This window comes from Porphyromonas sp. C0041D3 (assembly GCF_056590575.1).
The window spans coordinates 38,604-51,495 of sequence record NZ_JBWPWJ010000002.1; the positions used below are offsets into that span (position 1 = coordinate 38,604).

The following is a 12,892-nucleotide window of genomic DNA, read 5'->3' on the forward strand; positions in this document are numbered from 1 at the left end:
TTGGTAGATAATGTTGATTTAATATTCTGGTAACAAGATGAATACAACGTTATTTTGACATTCTGGTGATGGGGAGCGTTATTACGGATGTTTGTCCTCTTTTTGCGTTAAGTCTTGTATAATGGTGATTTGAGCGTACCGCTCTTTTATTAGTTGGTGATCACCTGAGACCGCTTTTTCGGGCGACCACTAAGCCCCACACAATCAAGTCCTACGCATTCGTCTTTCAGGAGTAATTCTTTTACCGATATTAGTGCGCACTAATATCGGTAAAAGAATTCTCTAATATCGGTATTAGTCAGAGGGGAGATCCTGATCGATTTGAGCGATGATTTCGCGGTGATGTGAAAGGTGGTGAGAGAAAAAAAGGTACATTTGTGACTGTAAGGTCACGCCATGCAGATGGGTGTGAGCTTTGACGTGAGAATAAATTATTTGGTAACCAGATATATAATCAAGCTATGGCAGTATCAGAAAGCTTAATCGCCTCTGCACGTGAGAGAGCCCGCAAGTGGCTCTCTGAGGACTATGATGAGGAGACACGCCGTCAGGTGCAGCAACTCTTAGACGCTGAGGATCCATCGGCGTTGGTCGATGCCTTCTACAGGGATCTAGAGTTTGGCACCGGAGGTATGCGGGGCATTATGGGTGCCGGGACAAATCGTATGAATAAATACAATATCGGTGCTGCCACTCAGGGTCTCTCCAATTATATGATCAAGGAGTTTGGCGAGGACGCAGACCTTAAAGTAGTCGTTGGCTATGACGGACGTCACAATAGTAAAGTCTTTGCGCGTATCGTGGCAGATGTCTTTACCGCCAATGGCATCAAGGTCTACCTCTTCAAGAGTCTTCGCCCCACGCCGATGATCTCCTATGCGATCCGTCACTTCGGCTGTCAGAGCGGAGGGATGGTGACCGCCTCACACAATCCGCGTGAGTACAATGGATTTAAGGTCTACTGGGAGGATGGCGCTCAGATCATTGCTCCTCACGACAAGAACATCATCGGTGAGGTCAATAAGATCCGCTCCGTACGTGACATCAAGTTTGAGGGACGAGAGGACCTGATCACACTCATCGACGAGAGCTTTGATAAGCAATATATCGATGATCTGCTGACGACCCGCCTGACTCCTGAGGCGATCAAGGCTCATCACGACCTCTGCATCGTCTATACGCCGCTTCACGGCACCGGTAGTCAGGTCAATGTCCGCGCTATGGAGGCTGCAGGATTTGACAACATCCATCCGGTCAAGGAGCAGATGGTTGTTGATGGGGACTTCCCTACGGTGGACTCTCCCAATCCGGAAAACCCTGAGGCGATGAAGATGGCACTTGACCTTGCTCATAAGGTAGATGCCGATCTCGTCCTCGCCTCGGATCCCGATGCGGATCGTCTCGCTGTGGGGTGTAAGGATAATGAGGGGAAGTACGTCCTACTCACCGGTAACCAGACCTGCCTCCTCTATGCTTACTATGCGATCAAGCGGCATCAGGAGATCGGCGATCTGTCGGAGAGTGACTATCTCGTCAAGACCATCGTGACCACCGACCTGATCCGTAATGTGGCTGATGCCGGTCACGTCGAGCTCTACGACTGCTACACCGGTTTCAAGTGGATTGCAAGTGTGATGCGTCAAAACGAAGGTACTCGTCGCTACCTCGGTGGTGGTGAGGAGAGTATCGGCTACCTCTGGGAGGACTTTGTCCGCGACAAGGACTCTGTCTCAGCTTGTATCATCATGGGTGAGATCTTTGCGTGGGCTCTGGAGCAGGGTATGACACTCTATCAGCTCCTCGATAAGATCTACCTCGAGTATGGCTACTCCGTCGAGAAGACCATCAGCGTGGTTCGTCCCGGTGTGACCGGTGCTCAGGAGATCGAGGATATGATGAAAAACTTCCGTCACCATCCCCTCAAGGAGCTTGCAGACGAGCAGGTGACCGAGGTGCTGGACTACTCCACACTTGAGGGTAGAGATCAGGTGAGCGGCGAGACCTATACCCTCGACTTCCCCACCACCTCCAACGTCCTTCAGTTCTTTACCGCCAGTGGCACCAAGCTCTCTATCCGTCCCTCGGGTACGGAGCCGAAGATCAAGTTTTACATCGAGGTGCATGCCTCACCGAAGGACCCTGCTCAGCTGGCTGAGGCACGTCGCTCCTGCGATGAGCGTGTAGAGGCGATCCGTAAGCAGCTCGATATCTGAGTAATTAGATCAAGTTAATATTATAGTCAAGGGATGGGAGAGCGGTATGGTGCTGTCTCTTCCATCCCTTTCTGTTATGACGGATGAAAGTCTGTATTGCTGAGAAACCCTCCGTTGCTCGCTCCATTGCTGCTGTCCTAGGTGCCGGCGAGGCACACGACGGCTATATGGAGGGCAATGGGTATAGAGTCACCTGGACCTTTGGTCACCTCTGTGAGCTGAAGGAGCCGGCGGAGTATGCCACACGATGGCAGCGGTGGAGTCTCGTCCATCTGCCGATCGTGCCGGAGCGCTTCGGGATCAAGCTCAAGGAGGACAGTGGCATCAAGCACCAGTTTGACGTCATACGCAGATTAGTGTCGGAGGCCGATGAGGTGATCAACTGTGGAGATGCTGGTCAGGAGGGTGAGCTGATCCAGCGCTGGGTACTCCAGCTGGCTGACTGTAGGGTCCCGATCCGGCGTCTCTGGCTCTCCTCTATGACTGAGGAGGCTATCCGAGAGGGCTTTGATCATCTGCACGACTCTGCCGAGTATGAGCGACTCTACTATGCCGGTATGACGCGAGCGATCGGAGACTGGCTCCTTGGGATCAATGCGACTCGCCTCTATACCCTTAAGTATCGGACGGGGGACTCTCGCCGCCTGCTCTCTGTCGGACGAGTGCAGACACCGACGCTGGCCCTTATCGTCGAGAGGGCGGAGGAGATAGAGCACTTTGTCCCCGAGCCCTACTGGGAGATCAAGACGATCTACAGGGAGACCGCCTTCGCTACCACCGCAGGGCGATATAGCACGGTCGATAAGGCGCAGAAGATATTGGATAAGATCACGGGTAAGCCCTTCTCTGTCACAAAGGTGACGAAGAAGAAGGGGAAAGAAGCACCTCCGCATCTCTTTGACCTTACCTCTCTCCAGATCGAAGCGAATAAGAAGCTGGGGCTCTCAGCCGATGATACGCTTCGCACGATCCAGGCACTCTATGAGCGAAAGTTAGTCACCTATCCACGAGTAGATACCACCTATATCACTGAGGATGTCTACGCCAAGTGTCCTGAGATCCTTAATAACCTTTACCAGCGCAACCATGTACTAAGGGACCTTATTGCCCCGCTGGGACACAAGAAGCTCCGTAAGCTAAGGAGTGTCGTGGACAATAGTAAGGTGACCGACCACCATGCGATCATACCGACCGGTGAGGGTGGGGTATTTACCAGCAACGAGGAGCAACAGATCTACGACCTCATCTCGAGACGATTCCTCGCTGCCTTTTACCCCGACATGCAGTTTGAGCAGACGACGGTCCAGGGAGCAGTTGAGGGTGTACGCTTCCGTGCCAACGGGCGAGTGATTGCTGACCCAGGGTGGCAGGCGGTGGCGAAGCCCGATGAGGATAAGGAGTCTCAGGACGAAGAGCCGATGACTACCGTGATGCCTTCTTTTGTCGAGGGGGAGCAGGGACCACACCGACCGGAGCTGCAGGAGAAGCAGACCCGCCCTCCCAGAGCCTACACTGAGGCAACCCTCCTCAGGGCTATGGAGACTGCCGGTAAGCTGGTGGAGAGCGAGGAGATGAAGGAAGCGCTGAAGCAAAATGGCATCGGTCGCCCATCCACTCGCGCTGCCATCATAGAGACGCTCCTCAGTCGCGGATATATCCGCAAGCAACGTAAGACCTTGCTCCCGACTCCAGTAGGGAGGGAGCTGATCCATATCATACGAGACGATATGCTCAAGAGTGTGGAGCTGACCGGTCAGTGGGAGCGGAAGCTACGCCAGATAGAGAGTGGTGAGTATGATGCTCGGCAGTTCATCTCCGACCTTACTCAGAAGGTTACCCGGATGGTCACTGAGGTGATCCGGGATCCTCGCACTATGAGTGCTCTGATCGAGGAGGAGAAGACTGCTGTGTCAGAGACGGGAGAGAAAAAGAAGAAACGCCACTCCTCCGCTCAGTCATACAAGTCACCAGATGCTCCTCCTAGCGAGGGAGACCTCTGCCCTAAGTGTCGTCAGGGACACCTGCTTCGTGGGCGGACAGCCCTTGGTTGCTCAAGGTATGCGGAGGGGTGTGACTACCGATTTCCCCTTCCCGAGGAGTGACTTTAGACCAAGCCGTACTCCACCTCTGTACAGACACGCTCGATCATAGCGTCCCGTCCATAAGGGTCGTAGTCAGCCTTTAGAGAAGCGCCAAAGAACTTGGCAAACATATTCCAAAATCCTGCTGCAAAGCCACCGAGGAAGGAGTCGATCAGCTCGTAAGACGTGCTATTTGTCTCCCGCGTGATGAGCTTAAGGAGGAGCTTACCCTGGCGGAGAGTGAGCTTTTTCATCTCCGGCTTATATTGCTCGTAGAGCTCCTTCTGCATCCGCTTGAGGTGTGCCTCACGAGCCTTATCATCCGGTAGCGTCTGGAGGTACTCGTAAGTCTCCATCATCGTCTCGCTCACCATCTTAGCATAGGGGAGGGTGATCTTGACGTCTCTCACGAGACGATTATAAGCCCTGCGCTCCTCGGGCGTGGCATACTTCATCTCCCGATAGATAGAGACTGGACCGAGGTCCACAGTCGGGAGGCTCTCGCCGTACTCCGTCCGGACCGGCACCAGGAATCCCTGCACCTTTTTCCCCTCCATTGAGATCTGCTTCAGCTCCTCTCGGAGAGACTCCTGAGCCTCTCCCAGTGCCGAGGTCAGCACCAGGGTGAGGAGCGATAGGAGGACCCGATAGGGGATATGAAGTCTCAGAGGATGCACAAGTAAATGGTTCATAGTCATACAGTCGAGGACGTGTGGTACGCCCCCCTTATCTACGGCACAAATATACGCAAAATGCCCCCTCTTAATTCGCTCAAAGGCTGATTATAAGGGAGATTTAGGAAAAAGGAGAAAGTATAGTTTTTTTTACAATATCAGGAGTGTCCCTGCCATCACCGCCATACCTGAGATCACGCCGAGTATAGCTTGGTGGTGCTTCCCATACCGCTCTGCTGCTGGGAGCAGCTCGTCGAGAGAGATGTAGATCATCACGCCGGCGATGACCGCGTTGGTGGTATGGAGTAGGGCGGGTGTCAGGTAGGGCTGTAGGAAAAGGTATCCCACCAGTGCACCGACCGGCTCAGCCAGTCCGGAGAGGACACCTAGGAGCAGCGCTCGTGAGCGGCTCCCGGTGGCGTAGTAGATCAGGACCGAGACAGAGATGCCCTCCGGGATATTGTGGATCATGATTGCCAGCATAATCGGTAGAGCGGTGGTGGGGGACGACAGGGCGGAGAGGAAGGTGACCATTCCCTCAGGGAAGTTATGCAGCGTGATGATGAGACCGCTCATCAGCCCGATCCTCCTCAGCCCCTCCAGCGAGTGATCCTCACCGGCCCGCATCTCCTCCACCCCGTGGATCTCGTGAGGATTTTCTGTCTCAGGGATTGCTAAGTCAATCAGCAGTGTTGCCACTATGCCGCCAAAAAATGCCAGCACCGCATATAGCTCCCCTATGGATCCCCACGTCTCCACGAGAGAGACCCGCGCCTGAGACAGCAGCTCCACAAAGGAGATGTAGATCATCACCCCAGCGGAGAGTCCCAGACCAATGCAGAGGAGTGACTTATTGGTCCGCTTGGAGAGAACTGCGATCGCAGCACCGATGCCAGTAGAGAGCCCTGCCAGCAGGGTCATCAGCAGGGCTATGGTAAAATTGCCTTCCATAAAAGATCAGTGGTGTATCAGTATCATCGTCAGTCCCATAAAGAGCAGCCCCATGAGGATCCCAAGGAGAGAGGCGTGGCGTTTGCCGTAGCTGTAGGAGGCGGGGATCAGCTCATCGAATGAGACGTAGACCATAATGCCGGCAATTAGAGCGAGCATCAGGCCAAGGAAGAGGGGCGACTCCATTGGGGTAGAGAGGAATGCTCCGAGGAAAGCCCCGATAAGCTCCATCACACCCGAGAGAAGGCAGACCAGTAGTGCCCTCATACGCCCATATCCGGCGTAGTATATAGGTATGGCAATAGAGAGTCCGATCGGGAAATTGTGTATGCCGACAGCCAGCATAACGGGGATCCCCTCCATAGGTGCTTCAGTCGCTGTCAGGTAGAGCATCATCCCCTCAGGTATATTATGTATCGAGATCGCGACTGCCGCCGCCAGCGCAGAGATAAGGAGGGAGCGCTTCTCCTCAGTATCCTCCTTCATCATCCTCCCATCGCTGTGGTGGGTATGGTGCGCACTCCCGGGCAACAGTCTGTCGAGTAGAGCCATCATCGCCATCCCACCGGCGAAGCCCCCGAGAGCCAAGAGATGCCCTCGCTCTCCATAGAGCGAGACCAACTCCTCGCACGCCTCAGGGAGTAGACCCTGTAGAGCCAAGAATAGGAGGACGCCCCCTGCCAGTCCCATCCCTAAGGCGAGGAGCCGATCCTCGTGGGAGCCTCTCTTACCAATGAGTGCCAAGGCGCCCCCTAGGGGTGTCGCCATACCGGCTCCGAGGGTCAGTAGCAGTGCGTAGAGGTCAAGGCTCATGGATTAGTATCTGAATTTCGACGTGGGGATGGTATAAGAGTCGGAGCCAGACACTCCCTCGTCAGCCTTCATCGCCAGAGTGTCCTTGAGCCTATCAAGCCCGATCTTATGCGACCCCTTGAGTAGCCAGACACTCTCATCCGGCACTTCGATCACCTCCAGAAACGACCGAAGCCCCTCGATGTCTCGGAAGGTCATCGTCTCCGGTGAGGCGAGCCGGCAGAAGGTTTCGCCCACATAGAGCGTCGTGATCTCCGGCTCCCCCTCCATCAGTCTCATAATCTCCCTGTGCTCCTCGTCTGATGCGTCGCCCAGCTCCAGCATATCCCCGAGGATGGCAAACTTTGCCGGCTCCGGTGCTGTAAAGAGATTTTCAATGGCCGCCCGCATCGAGGAGGGGTTGGCATTGTAGGCATCCATAATCAGCGAGATGTGGCGTGGTAGCCTGACCACCTGAGAGCGGTCATTAGTCGGTGTGTAGGACTCAATCGCATTGGCAATCGTCGGCATAGTGAGTCCAAAGGTCACCCCGACTGCAAAGGCTGCGAGGACGTTGTGGTAATTGTAGCGCCCCACAAGATGGGTTCTGATATCCTGCTCGCCAAGGCTACAGCTGATCCGGAGGGAGAGGTAGGGCTGCTCCCTTAGGATCGTTGCCTTGAAGTCCGGCTCCCTCTCGTATGTGCCCTCTGCGAGACCATAGGTCACTTGAGCCTCGTCGGACCAGCGCTCGCGCAGGAGTGGGTCATCGAGATTGAGGAATACGACTCCCCCGCTCTCGTAGGCTCTCTCAGCGAGGATGCTCTTCTCTCTCAGCGTCCCCTCCAGTGAGCCAAAGCCCTCGAGGTGCGCCTTTCCGATCCCGGTGATCAGGGCGTGGGTCGGGTGTGCAATGTCGGCGAGTGGAGCCATCTCGCCCGGGTGATTGATCCCGATCTCCACCACCGCTATCTCGTGCTCTTCACTGAGTCGTAGGAGTGTGAGCGGCATGCCGAGGTGGTTATTGAAGTTACCCTCCGTGTAGAGGACCTTGTACCTCTGAGAGAGGACGACAGCGCAGAGCTCCTTAGTAGTCGTCTTGCCGTTGCTCCCGGTGATGGCGATGAGGGGGATCTTAAAGCTCTCCCGGTGTCTCTTGGCAAGCTGCTGCAGAGCGAGGAGTGTGTCCTCGGTGTAGATACAGCGCTCGTCCCGCTCAACGAGAGACGGATCTGAGACCAGCGCCACAGCAGCGCCGCGCTGCAGCGCCGCCTCTGCAAAGGTATTTCCGTCCACACGCTCACCGGGTAGAGCGACAAAGAAGTCTCCCTGCTCTACCTGCCTGGAGTCGGTGCAGATAGAGGGGTGCTCCAAGAAGACCTTGTAGAGCGACTCTATATCTTGATTATTCATATCCTCTTATCTCTAATTCTTGACAAAATTAGTCTAAAAGAGGTCCCCCCGCAAGTATAGCTCCTTTTCCCCTTGCCACAAGTTGTCGATTTGTCACGAGAGTTCGCCCCGGTCAGCGATCCTGAGGAGGTCGCCAAAGACGCCGAGCGCGGTCACCTCTGCGCCTGCTCCGGCCCCTCGGATAACGAAGGGGAGGTCGCCATAGCTCTCGGTGTAGATCTCAAAGCAGGAGTCTGCACCGCTGACCGAGCCGAGGGCGCTATTGGCAGGAAGGCTTCTGAGACCGCAGGAGAGTCGGGTAGCGTCAGTACCGTCCCCGATAGTCAGCTCTCCGACATATCTAAGCACTTCCCCTCGAGAGGTTTTTGAGAGGCTCTCGAAGTAGGACTGAGCCTCGTCCAAGCGCTCCATGAAGTGCTCTGCTGAGCAGTCCCTGAGGGACGATGGAACCAAATTCTCTACCTCAATGTCTGACATCTCTGCCGAGATGCCCACCTCGCGTGCGAGGATAAGGAGCTTGCGTGCCACATCGAGACCATTGAGATCCTGCCGTGGGTCCGGCTCAGAGTAGCCGAGACGGGTGGCGGAGCGGATAGCCTCAGCGTAGGAGGTGCTGTCACTGAGTGAGGAAAGGATGTAGCCGAGGGTGCCACTGAAGAGTCCTCTGATGCGAGTGATGCGGTCGCCTGAGAGGTGGAGGAGCCGGAGGTTGTCGATCAGTGGTAGACCGGCCCCCACATTGGTCTCATACCTGTAAGTTCGCCGGTGGCCCCTCAGGATCTCACGCAGTCGGAGGTAGTCAGAGTAGGGACCGGTATTGGAGATCTTATTGGAGGAGACGAGGTCATAGCCCTGCTCAGCGAGCTCGCAATAGCGGGCTGCGATGGCAGGAGAGGCGGTGTTGTCGATGACGACAACATTCTCTAAGTAATTCTCGTCTGCATATCGGATGATCTCTCGGATCGGGTCGTCGGAGGCGGGGGCGGCAGCCTTTCGCTCCCTCCAGTCGGTGCCGATGCCCTCCTTGTCGAGGAGGAGCTGCCGGCTACTGGCGATGGCGAAGAGGCGGAGGTCGACGGCTTTGTCGGAGAGGATACGCGCCCGCTCTCCGGTCACCCGGTCGAGGAAGGCGCCACCGACCGTACCGTGACCGATGCAGGCGATATGGATCCGCTTGGCGTGAGCAAACATCTCCCCGTGGATCACATTAAGCGCCTTCGGCACTTCTTCGTCACGGACGAGGAGGAAAAGGGTGTCGCCGGTAACGGCATTGTTGACCAGCAGAGGTGTGATGCCATTTCGGATAAGGGCGGAGTAGGGGTGGTCGAAGCCGGAGAGGCTGACCCCGATGAGGGCAATGACGGAGAGCCCCTTCGTCGCCTCGATCGTGGGGCGGTGGATGTCCCGATCAAACTCTCGCCTCAGTGCCGCCACGGCATGGTCCGCATCGCTCTCCGCTACAACGAAGCCGACGCCACGCTCCGTCGATCCCTGGGAGATGATACCAGTGCTGATGCCCTCGTCCCTGAGGACGGAGAAGATCCTAGCATCGAAGCCGGGGAGCCCCTTCATCTCGTGCCGCTCAAAATGGATCAGAGCCTTGCCTGAGAGGGCAGCGATGGCTCTTGCCTGCTGGGAGGATGGAAGAAGATGGACGAGCGTTCCCTCCTGGCGACATCCCTCGGGGCTGAAGGAGTCTAGTATGCGGAGGGGGATCTGCTTAGCAGCCAGTGGGTCGATCGTCTTGTAGTGGAGGATCTCCGCGCCCAGCTGGGAGAGCTCGGCCGCCTCGGTGTAGGAGAGCTCGGGGATCTTGTGCGCTGAGAGGACGATGCCGGGGTGAGCGGAGTAAATGCCGTCGATATTGCTGTAGTTGTCGAGCTGAGAGGCATCAAGGAAGTTAGCGAGTAGAGCAGCTGTGTAGTTGCTTCCATTTCTTCCGAGGGTTGTCCGCACCCCCTCGTTGCTTCGGGCGATGAAGCCGGTCACGATCGGGAGGGTGTCGGCGGGGAGGTGGGCAAAGTAGCTGCGCGTCTTATCCTCCGATTCTTTGAGCTCCACATTTGCCTCACCATAGGAGTTGTCGGTGACGATGAGGTCGCCGGCGTCGATCGGTAGGGCGTGAGGTAAGAGACGGGCAATGTGGTGGGCGGAGAAGATTTCCCCAAAGGATAGGACCTCATCCAGTGTCTTGGCACTGCACTCTCGTAGGAGTTCGATCCCCTCGAGGAGCCTGGTAAGCCGATCTGAGAGTCCTTCGGTCCCTTCTCCTTGGTCAGCGAGGAGCCGGTGAAAGCTCTCCCGCCAGGGCTTCCCGGCTTCGGCGAGGTGGGCCAGCTCAAGGAGGCGATCGGTAGTCTTACCTCGAGCGGAGACGACGACTAAAGGGGGAGTGTCGTCAGCCTCGGCAATTTCTTGGATGATATTGAGGGAGAGACGGAGGGGCTCTCCATTGGCGAGGGACTTGCCCCCAAACTTTAGTACACGCATACTATACTATTGTCTTATTTGGATTAGGAGAAGAAAGGACTCATGATCCGGCAGAGCTGGTCATACTCGATGAGGAAGGCATCGTGACCGTGGTCGGAGACGATGGTGTGGAGCTCCGCGCGCCCCTTGCCGAAGTGCTTGAGTCCCTCGATAGTCTCTCGGGCGACGAAGTAGGGGAAGAGCCGGTCGCTATCTATGGCGACGAGGTGGATGTCTGAGGCGATCCGTGACAGCTCTTCCTCGCTCCCCGCTGCATTGATCGTGGAGGTGAGGAAGGTCATCACCCTGTAGGCGCTCAGGCTGAAGCGCTCCTCTAGCTTGCGACCATGATAGTCGAGCCAATCGATCACCTTTGGGAGTCCGCTGTCCTCCACCTTTTTCCCCTCAAAGCGTTTGATGAGGGACATCGGCGTTCGGTAGGTGAGCATGGCGTGGACCCGCGCGTCGTGGATGGGGCGGTCGGAGTGCTCCAGTATCAGTCGCTGTACCTCGGTCTGAGCAAGAAGCCAGTCGGAGGCCTTGTAGTCCGTGGCGATGGGGAAGAGAAGGTCCGCCAGCGTGGGCTCGAGGGTGGCGATCTGCCAAGCAAGGCCACCACCGAGGCTGGGTCCGATGAGTGCGTAGAGGTGATCAACACGGAGCTCCCTCAGCACGAGCAGCCAGAGGCGAGCCACGTCCTTCACATTGAGCAGGGAGGGATCATCCAGTGGAGCAGAACCGGCATATTCATTTCCCGGAATGTCGATCGAGAGGATGGTGTAGCGGGCAGTGTCGATCGTCTGTCCGGGTCCGATCAGCTTTGCCCACCAGCCCTCCGGACCGGCGACAGCGGAGTTGCCGGTAAGAGCGTGACAGACAAGCACGATGGGAGCAGTGCCGAGGGCGGGACCTGTCACCTGGTAAGTGAGGGTGACAGAGGGGATACTCTCGCCTCGCCAATTGGTGAAGTCCGAGAGGGTTACTTGTCCGAGCATGATTGGTCGAGTGCGCTTTGGAGATCTGCCTTCAGGTCCTCGATGCTCTCCAGACCGATGGAGAGGCGTATGAGATCGTCTGAGATGCCGGCCTTAAGGAGCTCGTCCTCGGTCATCTGGCTGTGGGTAGTGCCGGCGGGGTGGGTGATGAGGGACTTGCTGTCACCAAGATTGGCAACGAGGGTGAAGAGTTGGGTGCTCTCGGTCACCCTGCGAGCTGCGTGGTATCCCCCCTTGGGCGCAAAGGTGATGATCCCCCCGCCAAAGCCATGAAGCGAAGTCTTGCAGAGGTCATTCTGCTCGTGGGAAAGAAGAGCAGGGTGGCGGACCCAAGCGACCTTCGGATTTGCCTCAAGCCACTCAGCCAGCTCACGACTGCGATCACTGATGGCGTGTGCCCTCAGGTCAAGCGTCTCCAGCCCCTTGATCATCTCGTAGGCGTTGAGGGGGCTGAGCCCGGTGCCAAGATCCCTAAGACCGATGGCTCGGAGTGCCGTGATGAGTGCCTGGGAACCAAAAGTCTCTGTGAAAGAATTATTGTTATAAGTCGGGCAAGGCTCAGATAGCTCAGGAAAGCGTCCGCTACCCCAGTCGTACCGACCGGAGTCGATGATCGCCCCACCGAGTGTCGTGCCATTACCGCAGACGATCTTGGTGAGAGCGGAGGTGAGGACATCGGCTCCCTCGCTGATGGCGTGGCTGATCCCCTCGGTGAGGGTGATGTCAGCCACGAGGGGCAGACCATGGCGGTGAGCGACCTCAGACGCCGCGGGGATATTGGTGATGGTGAGCCGTGGGTTGCTGAGCGTCTCGCAGAAGACCAGCTTGGTCCTCTCGGTGATGGCAGCCTCCACTTCTTCTGCATTATTAATATCTACAAAGGTGGTGGTGATGCCGAAGCGGGGGAGTGTAGACTCCAGTAGGTTGAAGGTTCCGCCGTAGATGCTATTGGAGGCAACGATGTGGTCCCCGGATCGGAGCAGGGTGAGGAAGAGTGTGCTGTGGGCACTCTGTCCGGTGGCGGTAACTACTGTGCCGACACCGCCCTCATATGCAGCGAGCCGTCTCTCGAGGACATCCACTGTGGGGCTGCCGAGGCGGGAGTAGAGGAAGCCCTCCTTGCGGAGCGCAAAGATGTCGATCGCCTCCTGCGAGTCAGCGAAGGCGTATGCCGTCGAGGCTACCAGCGGAACGGACACCGCATGGTGACCCGTGGCAAGAGGATCGTAGCCATAGTGAAGTGCAATAGTCTCAGGAGAGAACTTAGGCTGGGTAGTGTGTGACATAATGATGGGGTATAGTGT

General features: G+C 56.6%; 9 protein-coding genes. 2 read left to right on the forward strand and 7 right to left on the reverse strand.

Annotated elements, in window-relative coordinates; genetic code table 11:
• Positions 1 to 461: 461 nt before the first annotated feature.
• Together AC1EKE_RS01395 and AC1EKE_RS01400 are read left to right on the forward strand one after the other, a co-directional pair.
• A complete protein-coding gene (locus AC1EKE_RS01395; protein ID WP_480307723.1) occupies positions 462 to 2,213 on the forward strand; it encodes a phospho-sugar mutase in 1,752 nt (583 codons plus the stop codon).
• A gap of 83 nt (positions 2,214 to 2,296) precedes the next feature.
• A complete protein-coding gene (locus AC1EKE_RS01400) occupies positions 2,297 to 4,315 on the forward strand; it encodes a DNA topoisomerase 3 (RefSeq protein WP_480307725.1) in 2,019 nt (672 codons plus the stop codon).
• Positions 4,316 to 4,317: 2 nt separating this feature from the next.
• On the opposite strand, the gene AC1EKE_RS01405 is transcribed toward AC1EKE_RS01400, so the two are convergent.
• The 7 genes from AC1EKE_RS01405 to AC1EKE_RS01435 form a co-directional block, all read right to left on the reverse strand.
• Positions 4,318 to 4,851, reverse strand: a complete 534-nt coding sequence (locus tag AC1EKE_RS01405; protein WP_480307998.1) for a DUF4294 domain-containing protein — start codon at positions 4,849 to 4,851, stop codon at positions 4,318 to 4,320.
• A 267-nt stretch (positions 4,852 to 5,118) separates the two neighbouring features.
• Positions 5,119 to 5,919, reverse strand: coding sequence for a zinc transporter ZupT (gene zupT, locus AC1EKE_RS01410; protein ID WP_480307727.1), 801 nt, complete (start codon positions 5,917 to 5,919; stop codon positions 5,119 to 5,121).
• Positions 5,920 to 5,925: 6 nt separating this feature from the next.
• Positions 5,926 to 6,732, reverse strand: coding sequence for a ZIP family metal transporter (locus tag AC1EKE_RS01415; RefSeq protein WP_480307728.1), 807 nt, complete (start codon positions 6,730 to 6,732; stop codon positions 5,926 to 5,928).
• 3 nt (positions 6,733 to 6,735) lie between these two features.
• Positions 6,736 to 8,124, reverse strand: coding sequence for a UDP-N-acetylmuramoyl-tripeptide--D-alanyl-D-alanine ligase (locus tag AC1EKE_RS01420; protein ID WP_480307730.1), 1,389 nt, complete (start codon positions 8,122 to 8,124; stop codon positions 6,736 to 6,738).
• A 93-nt stretch (positions 8,125 to 8,217) separates the two neighbouring features.
• Entirely contained in the window at positions 8,218 to 10,614 is a 2,397-nt protein-coding gene (locus tag AC1EKE_RS01425; protein ID WP_480307731.1) for an aspartate kinase, read from the reverse strand.
• Between the two features lie 23 nt (positions 10,615 to 10,637).
• Positions 10,638 to 11,588 carry an alpha/beta fold hydrolase gene (locus AC1EKE_RS01430; protein WP_480307732.1) on the reverse strand — a complete coding sequence of 317 codons (951 nt, stop codon included), beginning with the start codon at positions 11,586 to 11,588 and terminating at the stop codon, positions 10,638 to 10,640.
• Positions 11,573 to 12,874: an O-acetylhomoserine aminocarboxypropyltransferase/cysteine synthase family protein gene (locus tag AC1EKE_RS01435; protein ID WP_480307734.1), complete on the reverse strand. Its 1,302-nt coding sequence runs from the start codon at positions 12,872 to 12,874 to the stop codon at positions 11,573 to 11,575. Before AC1EKE_RS01435 ends, AC1EKE_RS01430 begins: the two co-directional genes overlap by 16 nt.
• Between the last annotated feature and the right edge of the window lie 18 nt (positions 12,875 to 12,892).